The organism is Streptomyces sp. NPDC022552, assembly GCF_055561875.1.
Genome location: NZ_JBVHGJ010000009.1, coordinates 207,402 through 228,324, shown reverse-complemented (window position 1 = coordinate 228,324; position 20,923 = coordinate 207,402). Strand labels below are relative to the sequence as shown.

The window sequence follows — 20,923 nt, the reverse complement described above, 5'->3', positions numbered from 1 at the left end:
GAACGCAGGAGGAGGCGTCGCGGGAGAACGCCGGAGGGGGCCGGACCGGTGACCACCGGTCCGGCCCCCTCCTGGGGTCACCGCGTTCAGGCGCCGCGCAGTGCCGCGCCCGTGCGCTCGGACGCGAGGGCGACGGCCGCGTCGCGGGCGGCGCTGGCCTCGTCGACCGTGAGGGTGCGGTCCGTGGCGCGGAACTTCAGGGCGTACGCCAGGGACTTCTTGCCCTCGCCGAGCTGGTCGCCGGTGTACACGTCGAACAGCCGGATGGCCTCCAGGAGTTCACCGGCGCCGTCGCGCAGCGCGGCCTCGACCGTGGCGGTCGGGACCGACGCGTCGACGACCAGGGCGACGTCCTGCGTGGCGACCGGGAAGGAGGAGATGGCGGGGGCCTTCAGCGGGCCCTCGTTCGCCTGCTCCACCAGGTCCAGGTCCAGCTCCATCGCGCAGGTGCGGTCCGGCAGACCGAGCGCCTTCACGACGCGCGGGTGCAGCTCGCCGCCATGGCCGACGAGGACCTTCTCGCCGTCCACCACCACGTGGAACGCGGCGCAGCGGCCCGGGTGCCACGGGGCGTGCTGGTCGGCGCTGATGATCAGCTCGACACCGGCCTCGGCGGCCACGGTGCGCGCCGCCTGGATCGCGTCGGCCCAGTTGGACGGACGGCCCTTGCCCCACCAGCCGGCCTGCTCACGGGCCCCGGCGAGGACGACGGCGACGCGACGCGGCTGCGCGGGCAGCGCGGCGTTGACGCCCTCGATCTCCTCGTCGGTGGGACGGCGGTCGACGGGCAGCCGCACGGCGACGCCCGGCTGCTCGCCCGGCCGGAAGACCAGACCGGTCTCGAAGAGCGCCAGGTCGTGGCTGCCGCGCCCGTCGTTCCGGCGCAGCGCGCCGAGCAGGCCCGGCAGCAGCGTCGTACGGAGCGCGGGCTCCTCGTCGGAGAGCGGGTTGACGAGCGTGACCACACGGCGGCGGGCGTCGTCCGCGTCCAGGCCGAGCTGGTCGAAGACCTGCGCGCCGATGAACGGGTAGTTCAGCGCCTCCACGTACCCGGCGCCGGCCAGCGCGCGGCCGACCCGGCGGTGGGTGCGCTGGCGCTCGGTGAGGCCACGCCCGGCGGGCGGCTTGGGCAGCGTGGAGGGCAGGTTCTCGTAGCCCTCCAGGCGGATGACCTCTTCGGCCAGGTCGTTCGGCACATAGAGGTCGGGGCGCCACGACGGGACGGTGACGACGAGCTCGTCCTGCCCGTAGACGTCGCAGCCGATCTCCTGGAGACGGCGGACGACGGTCTCGCGGCCGTAGGCGACACCCGCGACCTTGTCCGGGTGGTTCGCCGGCATGGTGACCGTGCGCGGCGCGGACGGCGCGACGATCTCGGTGACCCCGGCCTCGGCCGTACCGCCCGCGAGCAGCACGAGCAGGTCGACGCAGCGCTGCGCGGCGGCGGCCGCGGCCTGCGGGTCGACCCCGCGCTCGAAGCGCTTGGACGCCTCGGAGGCCAGCTTGTGCCGGCGGGCCGTACGGGCGATCGAGATCGCGTCGAAGTGCGCGGCCTCGATGACGACCTCGGTGGTGCCCGTGACGATGCCCGTCTCGGGGTCGGTCACCGGGTCGGCGATCTCCGTGTGGGCGCCGCCCATCACGCCGGCGAGACCGATGGGGCCGGTGTTGTCGGTGATCAGCAGGTCCCCGGAGTCGAGGACGCGCTTGACGCCGTCGAGCGTGGTGATCGTCTCTCCGGCGGCGGCGCGGCGGACGCCGATGGGGCCGTCGAGCCGGGTGCGGTCGTAGGCGTGCAGCGGCTGGCCGAGCTCCAGCATCACGTAGTTGGTGATGTCGACGGCGAGCGAGACCGTGCGCATGCCGGCCTTCTGGAGCCTGCGCTGCATCCAGATCGGGGTGCGCGCCTCGGGCGTGACACCGACGACCGTACGGGCGGTGAAGCGGTCGCAGCCGATCGGGTCGGCGACCTGGACCGGGTAGCCGTACGAGTTCGGCGCGGGCACGTCGAGCAGCGCCGGGTCGCGCAGCGGCAGGCCGTACGCGATGGCGGTCTCGCGGGCGACACCGCGCATCGAGAGGCAGTAGCCGCGGTCGGGCGTGACGGCGATGTCGAGGACCTCGTCGTACAGCTCCAGGAGCTTCGTGGCGTCGATGCCGATCTCGAGCTCGGGCGGCAGCACGATGATGCCGTGCGAACCGTCGTCGCCCATGCCCAGCTCGTCGCCGGAGCAGATCATGCCGCGGGAGACCCGGCCGTACGTCTTGCGCTCGGCGATCCGGAAGTCACCGGGGAGGACGGCGCCGGGCAGCGCCACGACGACCTTGTCGCCCTCGGCGAAGTTCCGGGCGCCGCAGATGATCTCCTGGGGCTCGCCGGTGCCGTTGGCCTGGCCGACGTCGACGGTGCAGAAGCGGATGGGCTTCTTGAACTCCGTCAGCTCCTCGATGGTGAGGACCTTGCCGACCACCAGCGGGCCGGTCAGGCCGGCGCCGAGCTGCTCGACGGTCTCGACCTCGAGTCCTGCCGAAATGAGCTTGGCCTGGACGTCACGTCCGGTCTCCGTCGCCGGCAGGTCGACGTACTCCCGCAGCCAAGAAAGCGGGACCCGCATCAGATCTCCATCCCGAACGGCCGGGTGAACCGGACGTCACCCTCGACCATGTCTCGCATGTCTTCGACGTTGTGGCGGAACATCAGCATCCGCTCGATGCCGAACCCGAAGGCGAATCCGCTGTACTTCTCCGGGTCGACACCGCAGGCGACGAGCACCTTGGGGTTGACCATGCCGCAGCCGCCCAGCTCGATCCAGCCCTCGCTGCCGCAGGTGCGGCAGGGCCGGTCCGGGTTGCCGACGGACTCGCCGCGGCAGACGTAGCAGAGCATGTCCATCTCGGCGGACGGCTCGGTGAACGGGAAGAAGTTCGGGCGGAGCCGGGTCTTCATGTCGGGCCCGAAGAGCGCCTGGACCATGTGGTCGAGGGTGCCCTTGAGGTCGGCCATGGTCAGGCCCTCGTCGACGGCGAGCAGTTCGATCTGGTGGAAGACCGGGGTGTGCGTGGCGTCGAGCTCGTCGGTGCGGTAGACGCGGCCGGGGCACACCACGTAGACCGGGGGCTCCCGGTCGATGAGCGTGCGGGCCTGCACCGGGGAGGTGTGCGTCCGCAGCACGACACCGGACTCGTCGCCGGTCGTCCCCTCCGGGCCCTGGACGAAGAAGGTGTCCTGCATCTGGCGCGCCGGGTGGTCCGGCACGAAGTTGAGGGCGTCGAAGTTGAACCACTCCGCCTCGACCTCGGGACCCTCGGCGACCTCGTACCCCATGGAGACGAAGACGTCGGCGACCCGCTCCATGAGCGTGGTCAGCGGGTGGCGGGCGCCGGCCGGGACGCGGTCGTAGGGCAGGGTGACGTCCACCGCCTCCTCGACCAGGACGCGGGCGTCACGCTCGGCCTCGAGCTCGGCCTGGCGGGCGGCGAGGGCCTTGGAGACCGCGCCGCGGGCCTGGCCCACGAGCTTGCCGGCCGCGGCCTTGGCCTGCGGCGGCAGCGCGCCGATCTCGCGGTTGGCCAGCGCGAGCGGCGAGGTGCCCCCCGTGTGAGCGACCTTCGCGTGCGCGAGCGCGTCGAGGTCACCCGCGGCGGCGAAGGCGGCGAGCGCCTCGTCCCGCATGCGCTCGATCTCTTCCGGTTTCAAGGCCTCGACCTCAACCGGGTCGTACGACTTATTGGGTGCGGACATCTCTTCCCGTGCTTCCGTTTGGCTGGCTTGGGCGCGGCCCCGCTCGACGTCAAGGGCGCAAACGTGCCAAAGGTCGAGTCTAACGGGGCGCGGGGACGCGAATGAGCCCGTGGGCGGCCCGGGCGGCTGGTGATCTCGTCAGGCGAGATAGGCCGGGGCGCCGACGGGCAGGATAAATCGGAACTCGGCGCCGCCCCGGGGGCCGCGCCCGACGGTGATGGTGCCGCCGTGGGCCTCGACGATGCCCTTGACGATGTAGAGGCCGAGTCCGGTGCCACCGCGCTTGCTCCCCCGCCAGAAGCGGGTGAAGACACGACCCATCGACTCCTCGGGGATGCCGGGGCCTTCGTCGCTCACGGTGACCGCCGTTCCCTTCTCTCCGTCGGGGGTGTCGCAGGTGGGTGCCACCTCGATGGTGACGGTTCCCTCGCCGTGGCGCACCGCATTTTCCAGCAGGTTCCCGAGGACCTGGTCGACCTTGTCGGGGTCGGCCCACAGATCGGGGAGCTGGGGCCGGACGCGGACGAAGAAGCGGTCGGGGGACTGTCCGCCGGTGGTGTGGGCCTGGATGTGGCGGCCGACGGCGGCGGCGATGTCGACGGGCTGGCGGCGTACCTCCAGGCGGCCGGAGTCGATCCGGGAGATGTCGAGGAGTTCGGCGATGAGCCGGGTGACGCGGTTGGCGTCGGCGTCGACGGTCTCCAGCATCAGCCGCTTCTGGTCGTCGGTGAACCGCTCCCACTTGGCGAGCAGGGTCGCCGTGAAGCCCTTGACGGAGGTCAGCGGGGAGCGCAGCTCGTGGGCGACGGTGGCGATGAGCTCCGCGTGGCTGCGTTCGGTACGGCGCCGGGCCTCGGTGCCGCGCAGCGAGACGACGACGCGGCTGACTGGACCGGTTGGGTGGTCGCGGACGTAGCGGGCGGAGACGAGGACCTCGCGGCCGCCGGGCAGCAGCAGATTGCGCTCCGGCTGTCCGCGGCGGGTGGCGAGCCCGCCGTACGGGTCGGTGAGGGTCCACCAGCGGCGCCCCTTGAGGTCCTCCAGGGGCAGCGCCTGGTCGAGCGGGAGGCCGAGGGCCTGGTCCGGGGGTACGGAGGTGATGCGGGCGGCGGCGGCGTTGAAGCAGACGACGTGTCCGGTGGCGTCGGCGACGACGAGGCCGTCGGGCAGCTCGTCGGGGTCGACGCCGGGGATGTCCGGTGCCGGTCGGGAGGACCCTTCCGGGCCCTCCGGGGCATCCGGCGCGGTGCTCCGTGCCTGTGCGGGACTGTCCGTGCCGACCGTCATCCCCGTTCCCCACCCCTCCGTGTAGCGCAGTGGGCCCCCGAGTTGGTCACCCTACTAGGTGCGGGTGACGCTTTGGAGCCCCTCAGCGGGAGGTTCGGGGGCGCTGGGCACGCGCGGAGGCGTAGAGGCACACGGCGGCGGCCGTCGCGAGGTTGAGGCTCTCGGCCTTGCCGTGGATCGGTACGCGTACCACCGCGTCGGCCAGCGCGCGGGTCTCCTCCGGGAGCCCCCAGGCCTCGTTGCCGAAGACCCAGGCGGTGGGCCCGCCCATGGTGCCGGCGTCCAGTTCGTCGTCGAGGTCGTTCCGGCCGGCGCCGTCGGCGGCGAGGATCCGTACGCCCGCGCTCTTCAAACCGGCGACGGCCTGCTCGACCGGGACGCCGACGACGACCGGGAGGTGGAAGAGGGAGCCGACGGAGGCGCGCACGGACTTGGGGTTGTACAGGTCGACGGAGGCGTCGGTGAGGACGACGGCGTCGGCGCCGGCCGCGTCGGCGCAGCGCAGGACGGTGCCGGCGTTCCCGGGGTCGCGTACGTGGGCGAGGACGGCGACGAGCTTGGGCCTGGCCGCGAGGACCTCCTCGAACGGCGAGTCGAGGAAGCGGCAGACTCCGACGAGGCCCTGCGGGGTGACGGTCTGGGAGACCTCGGCGAGGACGGCGTCGGGGGCGAAGTGGACCCGGGCCCCGGCCGCGCGGGCGGCGTCGACGATCTCCGCGTACCGCTCGGCGGCCTCGACGGTGGTGAAGAGCTCGACGAGGGTGGGCTCACCGGAGCCGCTGCGGTGCTCGACGGCCTCGCGGACGGCCTGCGGGCCCTCGGCGATGAAGAGGCGGTCCTTGCCCCGGAAGTTGCGCTTGGCGAGCCGCCTGGCGGCGACGACACGGGGCGAACGCGGGGAGATCAGCTCGGGGGTACCCATGGGGTCGGTGGCTCTTTTCGGGGGTCCGGGCGGGTGACGGGGGCTGGGGGTGTCCGGCGGACACCCCCTGGCGTGCTCCGAACACGACCGGACCCGCAGGCCCGAAGGCCTGCGGGTCCGGTGCGGAAGATCTGCGGCCTGGGGATCAGGCAGCGGCCTTCGGCGCGTTGACGTCGGCCGGGAGGGCCTTCTGCGCGACCTCGACCAGCGCGGCGAACGCGTTGATGTCGTTGACGGCCAGCTCGGCGAGGATCTTGCGGTCCACCTCGATGTTGGCGGCCTTCAGACCCTGGATGAGGCGGTTGTACGTCATGCCGTTCTGGCGGGCAGCGGCGTTGATGCGCTGGATCCACAGCTGACGGAAGTCGCCCTTGCGCTTCTTGCGGTCGTTGTAGTTGTAGACCAGGGAGTGGGTGACCTGCTCCTTGGCCTTGCGGTACAGGCGCGAACGCTGACCGCGGTAGCCGGAGGCCGCCTCGAGGATCGCCCGGCGCTTCTTGTGGGCGTTGACTGCCCGCTTGACGCGTGCCACTTCTTAACTCCTTGTAGCGGGGCCGTGGGGGTACTCACACGACCCGGAAAACGGATGGGTCCCGGTCTTGGCCGGATGCCCTCGTCGCCGAGGGCGGGAGATCAAGATCAGATGCCCAGCATCTTCTTGATCTTGGCCGCGTCGCCCGGGGCCATCTCGGCGTTGCCGGTGAGGCGACGCGTCAGCTTGGACGACTTGTGCTCGAGCAGGTGGCGCTTGCCGGCGCGCTCGCGCAGCACCTTGCCGGAGCCGGTGATCTTGAAGCGCTTCTTGGCACCGGAGTGCGTCTTGTTCTTCGGCATCGCGCCGTTATCTCCTCGTCAGTGGCGCTCCCCCGGTGCGGACACCGGACATCCAGGAGCGTCAGTTCGTGTGGTGGTTCCGGGCGGGGCCCGGGGCTGCCTGGGTGGCAGCCCCTCGGGTCACGCCTCGGGGTTCTCGGCCTCGGCGGGAGCCTCGGCCGAAGCCTCCTCGGCCGGAGCCTCGGCGGTCTCGTCGGACGAGACGCCCTGACGCTCCGCCTTGCGCGCGGCCTGGGCCTCACGCGCCTCGGCCATGGCCTCGGTCTTCTTCTTGTGCGGGCCGAGAACCATGATCATGTTCCGGCCGTCCTGCTTCGGGTTGGACTCGATGAAGCCAAGCTCCTCGACGTCCGAGGCCAGCCGCTGCAGCAGCCGGAAGCCAAGCTCGGGACGGGACTGCTCACGACCACGGAACATGATCGTGATCTTGACCTTGTCACCCTGCTTGAGGAACCGGACGACGTGACCCTTCTTGGTGTCGTAGTCGTGCGGGTCGATCTTCGGCCGGAGCTTCATCTCCTTGATGACCGTGTGCGCCTGGTTCTTGCGCGCCTCACGGGCCTTCATGGCCGACTCGTACTTGAACTTCCCGTAGTCCATGAGCTTGCACACGGGCGGACGGGCGTTCGCCGCGACCTCGACCAGGTCGAGGTCGTACTCCTGTGCGAGCTCCAGGGCCTTGGCAAGCGGAACAATCCCGACCTGCTCGCCGCTGGGACCGACAAGTCGCACCTCGGGAACGCGAATCCGGTCGTTGATGCGGGGCTCGGCGCTGATGGATCCTCCTCGGTAGCACCACGCGACCGCCTGGCGGACGGACGCGTACTGTCTGTTTTAGTGAGACCAACCGCGCCGGGATATGAAAAATGCCCCGGACGGGACACAGGCGGGGCTCCACGGAAATACCGGAGCACCGCCGCGGTGAACCGCGGGGCGCACATCGGGCGGCTCCATCGTCCGTACGGAACGATGGGCGCCACCTGACCGGTGACCCGCCGCTCCGGAGAGCGGCCAGGTGGGAGATCGGAGCCTCCACTTGTGGGCCGGGCACACAGGTGTCCGGCCGGTCGTTACACAAGGTTAGCACCGACCGTCCGGGTTCGCTAACCGAGCCCGCGGGAGGGGACCGCGGGACGCCGCGCGGCCCGCCCGGCATATCGTGTGGGCATGAGCGAGACGCCCCACACCGAGTCCCCCGACTTCGACGACATGACCCGTGACATCGCGGAGGTGCCGGCCGTCGAGGTCATCGTGACCGTCGCGGTGAACCTGATGAGCGCCGCCGCGGTGAAGCTCGGGCTCACCGAGGACGGCGAGCAGCACAAGGACCTCGACGAGGCGCGCAAGCTGGTCCACGCGCTGGCCGGCCTCCTCGACGCCGGTGCCACGGAGATCAGCTCCTTCCACGCGGCGCCCCTGCGGGACGGCCTGAAGTCCCTGCAGCTGGCCTTCCGCGAGGCCTCCATCGTCCCGGACGAGCCGGGCCAGGGCCCGGGCGAGAAGTACACGGGCCCCGTCTACGGCTAGGGCCCGCCGAAGGCGCGGGGGTCGCCCCCCGCGCGATCACAGCTTGACGTAGAAGGGCTCGCCGGGAGGCGTGGCCGAGGCCGGCAGGAGTGCCAGGTCGAGGCCGCGCACCAGGCGGGCCCTCAGTGTTTCGTCGGCGGCGATGCCGCGGGCCACGCGCTGGGCGGCCTCCGCGGGGGCCGCGTCCTCGGCGAGGACGAGGACCAGGGTGCCGTCGGCGCTTCCGGGGCCGAGGTGGGCGCGCAGGACCGCGGGCTCGGCCGCGACGGCCTTCCGAACCGCCTCCCGTACCGCCGGGTCGTCCAGCGGGTCCGCGCTGGTGCGGCCCTCCGCGAGGGCGAGCAGCGCCGGGCCGGTCAGCTGGTACGGAACCGGGCCCGCGAGGTCGAGGACGACGGTGTCCGCCTTCTCGTGCGCGGCGGCCTGGAGCGCCTGGTGCAGGGGGACGGCCACCGGCCGGGCCTCCGGGTCCCAGAGCGCGAGCGAGGCGATCGAGGTGAACGCCGGCAGCGCCCGCCGGTCGCCCGCGGTGAGCGTGGGCACGGCCATGTCGCTGGTCTTCTCGCGGCGCAGCCCCGTCTCCGGATCCTCCTCGACCTCGCCGAGGACCGCGACGACGGGCACCAGCAGACGCGCGCTCCTCAGCGCCTCCAGGACCGGCCCGTGCGCGGTTCTGTCCGCCGCCCAGGCCGCCAGGGCCTCGGCGAGCCGCGGGTCGGCGGTTCCGTCGTCGTCGGAGAAACCGGGGTCAGGGATGTTCTTGAGCGCCACGCACCGAGCCTAACCGCCCTCGGGGAGCCGCCTTCCCCGCGGGTGGCCGGCTCGCCCACAGGCCGCTCCCGGGCGCCGTTCCCTGGCGTCCCGCCCCTGCCACGCCCCAGACTTGCCCTGGCCCGCCGTCGTGCCCCCGGCGGGCAGCTCCGCGAGCGCCCGCCGTGCGGCCGGCCGAACCGGCCCCGGCCGCCGCACGCCCCACCATGGAGGAGACAGCCACCGTGACCGTCGAAGCGGATCTCGACGCCGTCCTCGCGGAGGCGGTCACGCCCCTGCTCACCGGGAGCGGGGTGTCCCTGTCGGTCGCGGTGCTCGACCTGGAGACCGGGCGCTCGGCCTCGTACGGCGGCGAGGGCCGGACGTACGACACCGCGAGCGTCGTCAAGCTCGACGTCCTCGTGGCCCTGCTGCTGCGGGCGCAGGACGAGGGCCGGGAGCTGACCCCGGGAGAGCGGACGGCGGCCGCCGCGATGATCCGGCACAGCGACAACCCGTCGACGACCGCGCTGTGGCGGGTGATCGGCGGCGCGGTCGGGCTGGACGCGGCCAACGCGCGGCTCGGGCTCTCACGGACGACCGGCGCCACGGCGTGGGGGCTGACGCAGACGACGGCCGCGGATCGGTTGGTGCTCCTCGACGCGGTGTTCGGCACGGACTCGCCGCTGGCCGAGGACTCCCGTACGTACATCACCGGGCTGATGGAGGGGGTGGTCGCCGACCAGGCCTGGGGCGTGTCGGCGGCGGGCGACGATCCGGCGGTGAAGAACGGGTGGCTCCCCCGGGACGCGACCGGCCGCTGGGACATCAACAGCGTGGGGCGGGTGACGGCCTGCGGGCGGGTCTGCCTCGTCGCGGTGCTGTCCGACGGTCACGTCGCGAAGGACGCGGGCGTCGGGTACGTGGAGAGGGCCGCGCGGGCGGCGGTCAGCGCGGTGGGCGCGGCCCTGTAGCGCCGCTGCCGCGCCAGAGGACGACCGCGGCGACGAGCAGGAGCACGCCGACGCCACCGGCGGCGGGGGCGAGCAGGCCGACCGGCTTGTCGTCGTCGGGGGCGGGCTGCGGTCCGGCGCCGAAGAACCGGCCCCGGTAGCCGGCGGAGGCGTTCTTGGGGTCGGCGCCCTTGAGCCGGGCGCCGGCCTCGATGGCGGCGGCCGGGTCGACGGTGCCGTACCCCTTGTCGTCGCTGCGGCCCTTCTTGGGCCGGTTGCGGGCGGTGTCGATGAGGAGCCTCTTGACCTGTGCCGGTGTCAGGTCGGGGTGGGCGGACCGGACGAGGGCGACGGCGCCGGAGACGAACGCGGCGGCGGCGCTGGTGCCCCAGCCCTCGTAGTAGCGGCGGTCCGGGTCGGCGATGACGATGTCCACGCCGGGGGCGCTGACGGTGGAGTACCAGCGGCTGGTGGAGAAGGAGGCGTGCGCGCCGTACCGGTCGACGGCGGCGACCGCGACCACACCGGGGTAGGCGGCGGGGTACGAGATGTGGTCGCCCTTCTCGCCGCCGTTGCCGGCCGAGGCGACGACGGAGACGCCCTTGGCGAGGGCGTACTGGACGGCGGCGTCCTCGCCCGCGTCGGGGTGGGCGGACTTGGAGTCGTCGCCGAGGGAGAGGTTGATGACGTCGGCGCCGTGGTCGGTGGCCCAGCGGATGCCTTCGGCGAGGGCGGTGCCGCGGGTCTTGCGGGCCTTGTCGCGGGCCTTGTCGGCGCCTTCGAGGATGACCCGGACGGGCAGGATCTCGACCTTCGGGGCGATGCCGAGGACACCGTCCTGACGGCCGGGGCCGTGGCCGTGCCCGGCGATGATGCCGGCCATGGCGGTGCCGTGGCGGGCCCAGGCGCGGTCGCCTCGTTCGGCGCCGAAGCCGACGAGGTCCTTGCCGGTGAGGACGGAGCCGACGAGGTCGGGGTGGCTTGCGTCGACCCCGGTGTCGAGGACGGCGACGGTGATGCCCTCGCCCTTGGTGGTGCGCCAGGCCTGGGCCGTGTGCATGGCTTCGAGGCCCCACTGGCGGGCGCGGATGGTGTCGGCGTACGCCGGGGTGGTGGTGGCGGGGAGGACCGCGAAGGCGGCGGCCAGCAGGGCCGCGAGGGCGCGGGGGCGGATCACCGGTCGTCGTCCTTCGCTGCCGTGGTGACCGTGGCGCGCAGGGCGCCTTCGATCCGGTCGGCGACGCCCTTGGCCTCGTGGCCGAGGCCGGCCTGGGCGACGGGGCTGGTCTGTCCGTCGGCCATGGCCCGGTCGGCGGGTTGGGGGGAGGCGACGGGCCGGCCGTCGGCGAAGCCGGAGACGGCGGTGACGACGACGGGGAGATCGGTCAGGGCGCGGGTCCACCAGCCGGCGCGCTGCGCGGCGCCGAAGCGGGCGGCCACGGTGCCCGGGGCGGCGAGCGCCGGGGGCACGTCGGCGCCGAGACGCGCGGAGGAATCCGTCGCGAGGGAGCGCGTGGTGGTGGGATCGGCCTGGGTGAAGACGAGGCCGACGGTGATGACGCTGGAGGCGGTGGCGTCGGTGTACGTGGCGCGCAGGACGCGCTCGCAGCCGACGGGTCGCAGGGTGGTGAGCACGCTCTTGGGCAGGACGGCCGGGGTGCAGGAGGCGTCGGGGGCGACGACGACCCGCGTCCAGGTGCGGTCCGCGGCGCCGGGGCCCTCCTTGGGGCCGGCGAGGGTGCGGGGGAAGAGGGTGTCGACGGGGACGCTGTGCCACAGGGTCCTGGCCTCGGCGTAGCCCTGGGGCTCCTCGGGGGCACCGGCGTCGGTGGCGGCGAGGACGGCTCCGGCGGCGGCGCCGCCGACGAGGCCGACGCCCAGCACGAGGCAGGTTCCGGCCGCGACGACCCGGCCGACGCGGCGCTCGCGGACGGGCCGGAGGCGGGTGGTGGTCTCGACGACGGTCTCGGGCGGCGCGGTGTAGGGCCGGTAGGCGCCGTACGTTCCGTACGCCTGCGCCGGCATCCGCGGGGCGGGCGGGGCGGGGCGCGCCGGGGCGGGCCGCCTCGGGGGCGGGGTCGCGGGGCGCGGCGGTATCGGCCGGGCGCCGGTGTCGCGGATCGGCCGCAGCCGCGTGGTCGTCTCGACGGCCGGTACGCCGGCGCCGGGAGCGGCCGGAGCGGGACGGGCGGAGCCGGTGGCACCACCGGACGCGGGCACGGGGGTTGCGGGCCCGGCGGGGGCCGGGGGCGCGGCGGCCGGGGGCTCGGTGGGGCGGGCGGGCACGGGCGCGGGCGCAGGCGCAGCGGGGCGCGCGGGAGCGGGAGCGGCAGGGCGCGCAGGCGCGGGAGCGGCAGGGCGCGCAGGCGCGGGAGCGGGCGCGGCGGGGCGCGCGGGCGCGGGGGCTTCCGTCGGGCGCGGCGGAGTGCCGTGCGGGCCGGTGGCGGTCTTCGCGGCCGGTGCGGCGGTCTCCCCCGGTCGGGCCGGAGGACGGTCCGGCGCGGAGGGGCTCGGGACACCCGTCGGCGCGGTGTCGGGCGCCGGCTTCGGGGCCGGGAACAGGGCCTCGCCGATGCGGGAGGCGGGACGGTGCGCGTCGGTGCTCATCCCCGCCCCCTGGTCGTTCCGTCGTGGTGCCTGCCCTCGCAATGCCCGCCACTCTACGGGCTGTTCCCCTCGGCACGGGAACTCAGGGGCTACCCACCCGTAAACCCGTCTGGCAAGCTCGGGCCATGACTCCCCGCGCCGCCGACCGGGCCCGGTACGACCGGGCCACCGCCCACCTTGACGCGCCCGTCGCCATCGTCGACCTGGAGGCCTTCGACGCCAATGCCGACGATCTCGTACGGCGGGCAGGCGGCAAGCCGATCCGGGTGGCGAGCAAGTCGGTGCGGTGCCGCGCGCTGCTGGAGCGGGTCCTGGCGCGCGAGGGCTTCGCGGGGATCATGTCGTTCACGCTCGACGAGTCGCTGTGGCTGGCGCGCGCCGGGTTCGAGGACGTGCTGCTCGCCTACCCGTCCGCCGACCGGACCGCGTTCGGTGAGCTGGCGAACGATCCGAAGCTCGCCGCCGCCGTGACCGTGATGGTCGACGACCCGGCGCAGCTGGAGCTGATCGACACGGCACGCGCGGGTGGCGGCGAGGAGATCAGGGTCTGCCTGGAGCTGGACACCTCGTTCCTGCTGCTCGGCGGCCGGGTGCGGATAGGAGCGCTCCGCTCCCCGCTGCGTGAGCCCGCCCAGCTCGCCGAGCTGGCCCGCTCGATCGCCCGCAGGCCCGGCTTCCGGCTGGTCGGGATCATGGCGTACGAGGGGCATGTCGCCGGCGTCGGCGACGCGGTCGCAGGGCGGCCGCTGCGGTCCCGGGCGATCCGGCTGATGCAGTCGGCCGCCCGCAAGGAGCTGGAGACCCGGCGCGCGGCCGTCGTCCGTGCCGTCCGGGCGGTGGCGCCGGACCTGGAGTTCGTCAACGGCGGTGGTACGGGCAGTGTCCAGCACACGGCGGCCGAGGACGCGGTGACCGAGATCGCCGCCGGTTCGGGGCTCTACGTGCCTCGGCTCTTCGACAACTACACGTCCTTCACCGGCCGTCCGGCCGCCCTCTTCGCCCAGCCCGTCGTGCGCCGCCCGGGCGTCGGCGTGGTGACCGTGCTCGGCGGCGGCTATCCGGCGTCCGGCGCGGCGGGCGTGGACCGGCTGCCCGTCCCGTATCTGCCGGAAGGGCTGCGCTACGACCCGCAGGAGGGTCCGGGCGAGGTGCAGACGCCGCTGATCGGGTCGGCGGCCGACGATCTCCTCATCGGGGACAAGGTGTGGTTCCGGCACGCGAAGGCCGGAGAGCTGTGCGAGCGGTTCGACAGCCTGCAGCTGATCGAGGGCGACCGGATCACGGCGGCCGTGCCGACGTACCGGGGCGAGGGCCGCACGTTCCTGTAGCGGGCGCTCTCAGCCGCCCGGGGTGATCGAGCTGCCCACTCCCCCGTTGGTGTCGCTGCCGATGGGCCGGATCCCTCGCGTGATCTCGTCCATCGTGGCGAGCGAGGGGCCGTCCGGACCCGCGTCGAACACGAAGCGCACGACGACCGGGGACTCGCTGCCCACCGGTGAGGGGAAGGCCAGCGACTGGACGTAGCCGCCGGGACCCTTGTCGGTGGTGACCTGCCAGCGGACCAGGTAGCCCGTGCGCCCGGCGACGGCGGCGGGGCGTGCGGCGACGACCTTGTGGGAGATCATCCTTCCGTAGGGGAGGCTGCCGAGGACGTCCTCCTCGTAGGTCTCCTTGGCGGCCAGGGCGATGTCCTCCTTGGCGACCGCCTCGGGCGTCGAGGCGGTGGTGCCCGAGACCGCGTGCGAGGAGACCGTGCCGTGGCGGCACTGCTTGGTGTCGGCCGCGTAGCACGCATAGGTGCCGACGGTCGTGATCGTCGGTGCCGGGCCGGAGTAGTACTCCGGCTTCTCCCAGCCCTGGACGACGGGGAGGGTGATGCCGTTGATCTGGTCGACCACCTGCGTGGGGTTCTCGTCCTCCTCCTCGGCGGGCGAGTCGGTGGTGGCCGAGGTGGACGGGGCGGTGGGGGTGCTCGTGGCCGCCGTCGGACCGGCCGTGGGGGGGTCCTCCCGGTCGTCGCCGCCGAACACGACGACGCCCGCGACGACCGCCGCGACCACGGCGACGGCGACGGCGCCGAGGACGACCGCCCGGCTCCGCCCGTCATGTACGGGCGGAGCCGGAGAGACGACCGTGGACGCGGCCGGGGCCTGCCGGGTGTGCGCGGTCCAGTTCGTACCGTCCCACCATCGTTCGACGGTGGGCACGGCCGGGTCCGGGTACCAGCCGGGAGGGGTCGTCATGCTCATCCCGCAAGCCTAGGGCCCGCGTGACAAGCCCTGCGGCGGGGGCCTACAGCGGGGTCACGTACGCGCCCGAGATGCCGCCGTCGACAAGGAAGTCGGTGGCGTTGACGAAGGACGAGTCGTCGCTGGCGAGGAAGGCCACGGCGGCGGCGATCTCCTCGGCCTCGGCGAACCGGCCGACGGGGATGTGCACGAGCCGGCGCGCGGCGCGCTCCGGGTCCTTGGCGAACAGCTCCTGGAGGAGCGGAGTGTTGACCGGCCCCGGGCAGAGCGCGTTGACGCGGATGCCCTCGCGGGCGAACTGCACGCCCAGTTCACGGGACATGGCGAGCACGCCGCCCTTGGAGGCGGTGTACGAGATCTGGCTGGTGGCCGCACCCATGATCGCCACGAACGAGGCGGTGTTGATGATGGAGCCGCGGCCCTGTCGCTGCATGTAGGGCAGGGCGGCCTTGCAGCAGAGGTAGACGGAGGTGAGGTTGACGTCCTGGACGCGCTTCCAGGCTTCGAGACCGGTGGTGAGGATGGAGTCGTCGTCGGGCGGCGAGATGCCCGCGTTGTTGAAGGCGATGTCGACGGAGCCGTAGGTGTCGAACGCGGTCTTGAAGAGCGCCTCGACCTCCTCGGGGTCGGTGACGTCGACCCGTACGAAGGTCCCGCCGACCTCCTCGGCGGCGGCCTTGCCGGCGGTCTCGTCGATGTCGCCGCAGACGACGTTGGCGCCCTCGGAGGCGAGGCGGCGGGCGGTGGCCAGGCCGATGCCGCTGCCTGCGCCGGTGATGACGGCGGTGCGGCCGACGAGGCGGCGGCAGACGGTCTCGTTGGTCTCGTTGCTCACAGTGCGGGGCCCTCCGTGCTGATGAAGACGTTCTTGGTTTCGGTGAAGGCGGTCAGTGCGTCGGGGCCGAGCTCCCGGCCGAGGCCGGACTGCTGGTAGCCGCCGAAGGGGGTCCAGTAGCGGACGCTGGAGTGGGAGTTGACGGAGAGGTTGCCGGCCCGCACGGCGCGCGAGACGCGCAGGGCGCGGCCGACGTCACGGGTCCAGAGGGAGCCGGAGAGGCCGTACTCGGTGGCGTTGGCGAGCCGTACGGCGTCCGCCTCGTCCTCGAAGGGCAGGACGACGGCGACCGGTCCGAAGACCTCCTCGACGGCGCAGGGCGCGTCCTCGGCGACGCCGGTCAGGACGGTCGGCGGGAACCAGAAGCCGGGGCCCTCGGGGGCCTTGCCGCGGATGCCGGGGAGGGAGTCGGGGACGTACGCCCGTACGCGCTCCAGCTGGGCCTTGGAGATCAGCGGGCCCATCTGGGTCTTCTCGTCGGCCGGGTCGCCGACGACGATCTCCTCGACGGCGGGGGTGAGGAGCTCCAGGAAGCGGTCGTACACGCTGCGCTGGACCAGGATGCGGGTGCGGGCGCAGCAGTCCTGGCCGCTGTTGTCGAGGAAGGACATGGGGGCGGCGGCCGCGGCGGCCTCGATGTCGGCGTCGGCGAAGACGATGTTAGGGCTCTTGCCGCCGAGTTCGAGCGTCACCCGCTTCACCTGGTCGGCGCACTTGGCCATGATGCTCTTGCCGACGCGCGTCGAGCCGGTGAAGACGATCTTGGCGATGCCGGGGTGTTCGACGAGCGCGTTGCCCGCGACGGCTCCCTCACCGGGGAGGACCTGGAAGAGGCCCTCGGGGAGCCCGGCCTCCAGGGCGAGTTCGGCGAGCCGGAGCGCGGTGAGCGGGGTGGTCTCCGCGGGCTTGAGGACGACCGCGTTGCCGGCGGCGAGGGCCGGGGCGGTGGCCCAGGCGGCGATCGGCATCGGGAAGTTCCAGGGCGCGATCACGCCGACGACGCCGAGGGGTTCGAGGATCGTGATGTCGAGGCCGCCCGCGACGGGGATCTGCCGGCCGTTCAGGCGCTCCACTCCCCCCGCCGCGTAGTCGAGCAGATCGCGGACGTTGCCCGCCTCCCAGCGGGCGTTGCCCAGGGTGTGGCCCGCCTCGCGGACTTCGAGGAGGGCCAGTTCCTCGGTGTGGGCGTCGACGACGGCGGCGAAGCGGCGCAGCAGCCGGGCCCGGTCGGCGGGGGCGGCGGCGGCCCAGCCCCGCTGGGCTTCGGCCGCCCGCACGACGGCGGCGTCGACGTCCTGCGGTGTGGCGGCGGGGACGGTGGCGACGAGCTCCTCGGTCGCCGGGTTCAGGACAAGCAGTTCGTGCGGCAACTCGTTCCTCACATGCGTTCGAAGGAGCGGCGCAGCTCCCAGTCGGTCACCGCGGCGTCGTACGCGTCCAGTTCGACGCGGGCCATGTTGCGGTAGTGCGCGACGACCTCGTCTCCGAAGGCGGCCTTGGCGATGCTGCTGGTCTCCCAGAGCTCGGCGGCCTCGCGCAGGGTGGTGGGGACGTGGGCGTAGTCGGCGGTGTAGGCGTTCCCGTCGCAGGCGGCGGGCAGTTCGAGCTCCTGCTCGATGCCGTACAGACCTGCGGCGACCAGTCCGGCGACGGCGAGGTGGGGGTTGACGTCTCCGCCGGGGAGGCGGTTCTCGAAGCGCATGGAGCGGCCGTGGCCGACGACGCGCAGGGAGCAGGTGCGGTTGTCGACGCCCCAGGCGACGGCGGTGGGGGCGAAGGAGCCGGGCTGGAAGCGCTTGTAGGAGTTGATGTTGGGGGCGTAGAGGAGGGAGAAGTCACGCAGGGCGGCGAGCTGGCCGGCCAGGAAGTGGCGCATGATCTGCGACATGCCGGCGGGTCCGTCGCCGGCCATGACGTTCCGGCCGTCGGCGTCCTGGAGGGAGAGGTGGATGTGGCAGGAGTTACCCTCGCGCTCGTTGTACTTCGCCATGAAGGTGAGCGAGACGCCCTCCTGGGCGGCGATCTCCTTGGCTCCCGTCTTGTAGACGGCGTGCTGGTCGCAGGTGACCAGCGCCTCGTCGTACTTGAAGGCGATCTCGTGCTGGCCCGGGTTGCACTCGCCCTTGGCGGACTCGACGGTCAGGCCGGCGCCGGCCATCTCGTTGCGGATCCGGCGCAGAAGGGGCTCGATACGGCCGGTGCCGAGGACCGAGTAGTCGATGTTGTACTGGTTGACCGGGGTCAGGTCCCGGTAGTTCGCGTCCCAGGCCTGCTCGTAGGTGTCCTTGAAGACGATGAACTCGAGCTCCGTGCCGACGTGCGCGGTGTAGCCGTGTTCGGCGAGCCGTTCCAGTTGGCGGCGGAGGATCTGGCGGGGCGCGGCGACGACGGGCGAGTCGTCGTTCCAGGCCAGGTCGGCGATGAGCATCGCCGTGCCCTCGTTCCAGGGCACGCGGCGCAGCGTGGAGAGGTCGGGGCGCATGGCGAAGTCGCCGTAGCCGCGGTCCCATGAGGACATCGCGTATCCGTCGACCGTGTTCATCTCGGCGTCGACGGCCAGGAGATAGTTGCAGCCCTCGGTGCCGTGGTCGAGGACGTCGTCGAGGAAGAACGGTGCGGCGAACCGCTTGCCCTGGAGCCGTCCCTGCATGTCGGGGAAGGCGAGGACGACCGTGTCGATCTCACCGCTCGCGACGAGGGAGCGCAGCTCCTCGACGGAGAGCGGGGCTTTGCGGTCTGCCACGGGATTTACTCCTCCTTGGGTCAGCCGGAAGCCATAAGGTATTGCCGAAGACCATTGCTTGGGAAGGGGAAACGGGAACGTGTCCAGTACGAGTGAATCGGCGGACCGGCTGACGCCCGTGCTGCGGCCGGTCCGGGCGGGCAACGGTTTCGAGGAGGCGCTGGAGCAGATCCTCCAGGTCGTACGGCTGGGGCTCGTCCCCGGCGGCGGCCGGCTGCCCGCCGAGCGGGAGCTGGCCGACCGGATGGGGATCAGCCGGGTCACCCTGCGCGAGGTGCTGAAGGTCCTCCAGGAGCAGGGGCTCGTGGAGAGCCGGCGCGGGCGGTACGGCGGAACGTTCGTGCTGCACCGGCCGCAGACGGCCGACGAGGACGAACTGCGGCGCCGTATCGCCTCCGTCGACATGGAGGACACCCTGCGGTTCCGCGAGGTCCTCGAGGTCGGCGCGGCGGGGCTGTGCGCGGCGCACGGTCTGGACGACGCGGGCGCGGAGCGGCTCCGTACGGCCCTCGCGGCCACGCACGACGCCACGCTCGACGACTACCGGCGCCAGGACACCCTGCTCCACCTCACGCTGGCCGAGCTCTCCGGCTCCGCCACGCTCACGGCGCAGTACGCCGCCGTACGGGCCACGGTGAACGACCTCCTGGACTGCATCCCGCTGCTCGTACGGAACCTGGAGCACTCCCAGCACCAGCACACGGCCCTGGTGGAAGCGGTCCTGGACGGCGACGCGGACGGGGCCCGCGAGGTGATGCGCGAACACTGCGGGGGCACGGCGGCGCTGCTGCGCGGCTTCCTGACGTGAGGGCACGCACGCCTGCCTGGCGAGCGAGCCGGAGGGCGCCCGCGGCGCACGCACAGGGGCGCCCGGAGGCGAGCCGAGCCCGGAGGCGAGAAGCCCGCGTAACCCGAAAGTAACGCACGGGGGTTGCGTTCCAGCCGAGGCGACGCAAAGGTATGGCACCAATCCATTGGGCCCGACGCGGGAGCTGACGCTGCCATGACGCTCGAAGACACCACCGGGGACAAAGCGGCACCACGGGACGGGGCGGCACCTGACGACTACCTCGAACGCCGGGCGCTGCGCCGCGGCAGCGCCGGCTGGCTGCTGCTCACGGGCCTCGGCGTCGCCTACGTCGTCTCCGGCGACTTCTCCGGCTGGAACATCGGCCTCTCCAAGGGCGGCTTCGGCGGACTGGCGATCGCGACCGTCCTGATGGGCGCCATGTACGCCTGTCTCGTCTTCGCGCTCGCCGAACTCTCCGCGATCCTGCCCACCGCGGGCGGCGGCTACGGCTTCGCGCGCCGGGCGCTCGGCACCTGGGGCGGCTTCCTCACCGGCACCGCGATCCTCATCGAGTACATCCTCGCCCCCGCCGCGATCTCCATCTTCATCGGCGACTACGTCGAATCACTCGGCCTCTTCGGCCTGGAGTCCGGCTGGCCCGTCTATCTCGCCTGCTTCGTGATCTTCATCGGGATCCATCTGTGGGGCGTGGGCGAGGCGCTGCGCTTCAGCCTGATCGTCACGGCCATCGCCGTCGCGGCCCTGGTCATCTTCGCGCTGGGCGCGCTCAGCGACTTCCATGTCGACGCACTGAACGACATCCCGGTCGACACCGACGCGCTCGGCTCCAGCTCCTGGCTGCCGTACGGTCTCCTCGGGATCTGGGCCGCGTTCCCCTTCGGCATGTGGTTCTTCCTCGGCGTCGAGGGCGTGCCGCTCGCCGCCGAGGAGGCGAAGGACCCGGTCCGCTCGATGCCGAAGGCGCTCGCGATCTCGATGGGCATCCTGGTGCTGCTCGCCGTGATGACCTTCATCGCCTCGACCGGCGCGCGCGGCTCGGCCGCCATCCAGGAGGCGGGCAACCCGCTGGTCGTGGCGCTGCAGGGCGACGGAGACCCGACGGCGCTCAGCCGGTTCGTGAACTACGCGGGCCTCGCCGGGCTCGTGGCCTCGTTCTTCTCCCTCATCTACGCCGGCTCGCGCCAGCTGTTCGCGCTCTCCCGGGCCGGCTACCTGCCCCGCTTCCTCTCGCTGACCAGCCGCCGCAAGTCGCCGTACCTGGGGCTGCTCATCCCGGGCGCGATCGGCTTCGCACTGGCCGCGGGGACCGGGAACGGCGCGCGGATGCTCAACATCGCGGTGTTCGGCGCCACCATCTCGTACGCCCTGATGGCGCTCTCGCACATCGTGCTGCGGCGTCGCGAGCCGCATCTGCCGCGGCCGTACCGGACGCCGGGCGGCGTCCTGACCTCGTCCGTGGCGTTCGTCCTCGCCCTGTCGGCGCTGGTGGCGACGTTCCTGGTCGACAAGGACGCGGCGTTCATGGCGCTCGGGGTGTACGCGATCGCCCTCGCCTACTTCGCGTTCTACAGTCGGAAGCACCTGGTCGCGAAGGCGCCGGAGGAGGAGTTCGCGGCGCTGGCGGCGGCCGAGGCCGAGCTCGAACGCGACTGACCGTCGTCGG

Annotated in this window: 19 protein-coding genes; 5 read left to right on the top strand and 14 right to left on the bottom strand. The window is 72.9% G+C overall.

Going from position 1 to position 20,923, the window contains the following annotated elements; translation table 11 throughout:
- Window positions 1-86: 86 nt before the first annotated feature.
- The 7 genes from pheT to infC form a co-directional block, all read right to left on the bottom strand.
- A complete protein-coding gene (gene pheT, locus ACZ3OF_RS23770) occupies window positions 87-2,615 on the bottom strand; it encodes a phenylalanine--tRNA ligase subunit beta (RefSeq protein ID WP_361670945.1) in 2,529 nt (842 codons plus the stop codon).
- Complete coding sequence (gene pheS, locus ACZ3OF_RS23765) at window positions 2,615-3,742, bottom strand: phenylalanine--tRNA ligase subunit alpha (protein ID WP_361438928.1); 1,128 nt, start codon at window positions 3,740-3,742, stop codon at window positions 2,615-2,617. The genes pheT and pheS overlap by 1 nt, the downstream gene beginning before the upstream one ends.
- A 138-nt stretch (window positions 3,743-3,880) precedes the next feature.
- Complete coding sequence (locus ACZ3OF_RS23760) at window positions 3,881-5,029, bottom strand: sensor histidine kinase (protein WP_361670948.1); 1,149 nt, start codon at window positions 5,027-5,029, stop codon at window positions 3,881-3,883.
- Between the two features lie 82 nt (window positions 5,030-5,111).
- Window positions 5,112-5,951: a TrmH family RNA methyltransferase gene (locus ACZ3OF_RS23755; protein WP_361670951.1), complete on the bottom strand. Its 840-nt coding sequence runs from the start codon at window positions 5,949-5,951 to the stop codon at window positions 5,112-5,114.
- Between the two features lie 145 nt (window positions 5,952-6,096).
- Complete coding sequence (rplT, locus tag ACZ3OF_RS23750; RefSeq protein ID WP_017241732.1) at window positions 6,097-6,483, bottom strand: 50S ribosomal protein L20; 387 nt, start codon at window positions 6,481-6,483, stop codon at window positions 6,097-6,099.
- A gap of 107 nt (window positions 6,484-6,590) precedes the next feature.
- Window positions 6,591-6,785, bottom strand: coding sequence for a 50S ribosomal protein L35 (gene rpmI, locus ACZ3OF_RS23745; protein WP_019884943.1), 195 nt, complete (start codon window positions 6,783-6,785; stop codon window positions 6,591-6,593).
- 120 nt (window positions 6,786-6,905) lie between these two features.
- Complete coding sequence (gene infC, locus ACZ3OF_RS23740) at window positions 6,906-7,562, bottom strand: translation initiation factor IF-3 (RefSeq protein ID WP_260230413.1); 657 nt, start codon at window positions 7,560-7,562, stop codon at window positions 6,906-6,908.
- Window positions 7,563-7,952: 390 nt separating this feature from the next.
- On the opposite strand from infC, the gene ACZ3OF_RS23735 reads away from it, so the two are divergent.
- On the top strand, window positions 7,953-8,312 hold the full coding sequence (locus ACZ3OF_RS23735) for a DUF1844 domain-containing protein (RefSeq protein ID WP_361438936.1): 360 nt from the start codon (window positions 7,953-7,955) through the stop codon (window positions 8,310-8,312).
- A 36-nt stretch (window positions 8,313-8,348) separates the two neighbouring features.
- Here ACZ3OF_RS23735 and ACZ3OF_RS23730 read toward each other — a convergent pair whose 3' ends face one another.
- The gene (locus tag ACZ3OF_RS23730; protein WP_361670954.1) at window positions 8,349-9,083 is read right to left on the bottom strand and encodes an SseB family protein; all 735 of its coding nucleotides are present in this window, start codon (window positions 9,081-9,083) and stop codon (window positions 8,349-8,351) included.
- Window positions 9,084-9,307: 224 nt separating this feature from the next.
- On the opposite strand from ACZ3OF_RS23730, the gene ACZ3OF_RS23725 reads away from it, so the two are divergent.
- The gene (locus ACZ3OF_RS23725) at window positions 9,308-10,036 is read left to right on the top strand and encodes a serine hydrolase (protein ID WP_361670957.1); all 729 of its coding nucleotides are present in this window, start codon (window positions 9,308-9,310) and stop codon (window positions 10,034-10,036) included.
- Here the strand turns inward: ACZ3OF_RS23725 and mycP are convergent.
- Entirely contained in the window at window positions 10,011-11,192 is a 1,182-nt protein-coding gene (gene mycP, locus ACZ3OF_RS23720; RefSeq protein WP_361670960.1) for a type VII secretion-associated serine protease mycosin, read from the bottom strand. The genes ACZ3OF_RS23725 and mycP overlap by 26 nt on opposite strands.
- Window positions 11,189-12,622 carry a hypothetical protein gene (locus ACZ3OF_RS23715; RefSeq protein ID WP_467306618.1) on the bottom strand — a complete coding sequence of 478 codons (1,434 nt, stop codon included), beginning with the start codon at window positions 12,620-12,622 and terminating at the stop codon, window positions 11,189-11,191. Before ACZ3OF_RS23715 ends, mycP begins: the two co-directional genes overlap by 4 nt.
- 125 nt (window positions 12,623-12,747) lie before the next feature.
- Between ACZ3OF_RS23715 and ACZ3OF_RS23710 the strand changes: the two genes are divergently transcribed.
- Entirely contained in the window at window positions 12,748-13,950 is a 1,203-nt protein-coding gene (locus ACZ3OF_RS23710) for an amino acid deaminase/aldolase (RefSeq protein ID WP_361670966.1), read from the top strand.
- 9 nt (window positions 13,951-13,959) lie between these two features.
- On the opposite strand, the gene ACZ3OF_RS23705 is transcribed toward ACZ3OF_RS23710, so the two are convergent.
- The 4 genes from ACZ3OF_RS23705 to ACZ3OF_RS23690 are packed head-to-tail and all read right to left on the bottom strand — an operon-like array spanning window position 13,960 to window position 18,449.
- The gene (locus ACZ3OF_RS23705; RefSeq protein WP_467306616.1) at window positions 13,960-14,871 is read right to left on the bottom strand and encodes a DUF2510 domain-containing protein; all 912 of its coding nucleotides are present in this window, start codon (window positions 14,869-14,871) and stop codon (window positions 13,960-13,962) included.
- Window positions 14,872-14,914: 43 nt separating this feature from the next.
- Entirely contained in the window at window positions 14,915-15,706 is a 792-nt protein-coding gene (locus tag ACZ3OF_RS23700) for a 3-oxoacyl-ACP reductase (protein ID WP_361670972.1), read from the bottom strand.
- Window positions 15,703-17,076 (bottom strand): aldehyde dehydrogenase family protein, encoded by a 1,374-nt coding sequence (locus ACZ3OF_RS23695; RefSeq protein WP_467306613.1) that lies wholly within the window; start codon window positions 17,074-17,076, stop codon window positions 15,703-15,705. Before ACZ3OF_RS23695 ends, ACZ3OF_RS23700 begins: the two co-directional genes overlap by 4 nt.
- An 8-nt stretch (window positions 17,077-17,084) precedes the next feature.
- Complete coding sequence (locus ACZ3OF_RS23690; protein WP_467306611.1) at window positions 17,085-18,449, bottom strand: glutamine synthetase family protein; 1,365 nt, start codon at window positions 18,447-18,449, stop codon at window positions 17,085-17,087.
- A gap of 79 nt (window positions 18,450-18,528) precedes the next feature.
- Here ACZ3OF_RS23690 and ACZ3OF_RS23685 point away from each other — a divergent pair, with 79 nt between their 5' ends.
- Window positions 18,529-19,257 carry a FadR/GntR family transcriptional regulator gene (locus ACZ3OF_RS23685; protein ID WP_467306610.1) on the top strand — a complete coding sequence of 243 codons (729 nt, stop codon included), beginning with the start codon at window positions 18,529-18,531 and terminating at the stop codon, window positions 19,255-19,257.
- A 195-nt stretch (window positions 19,258-19,452) separates the two neighbouring features.
- A complete protein-coding gene (gene eat / locus ACZ3OF_RS23680) occupies window positions 19,453-20,913 on the top strand; it encodes an ethanolamine permease (protein WP_361670984.1) in 1,461 nt (486 codons plus the stop codon).
- Window positions 20,914-20,923 lie beyond the last annotated feature (10 nt).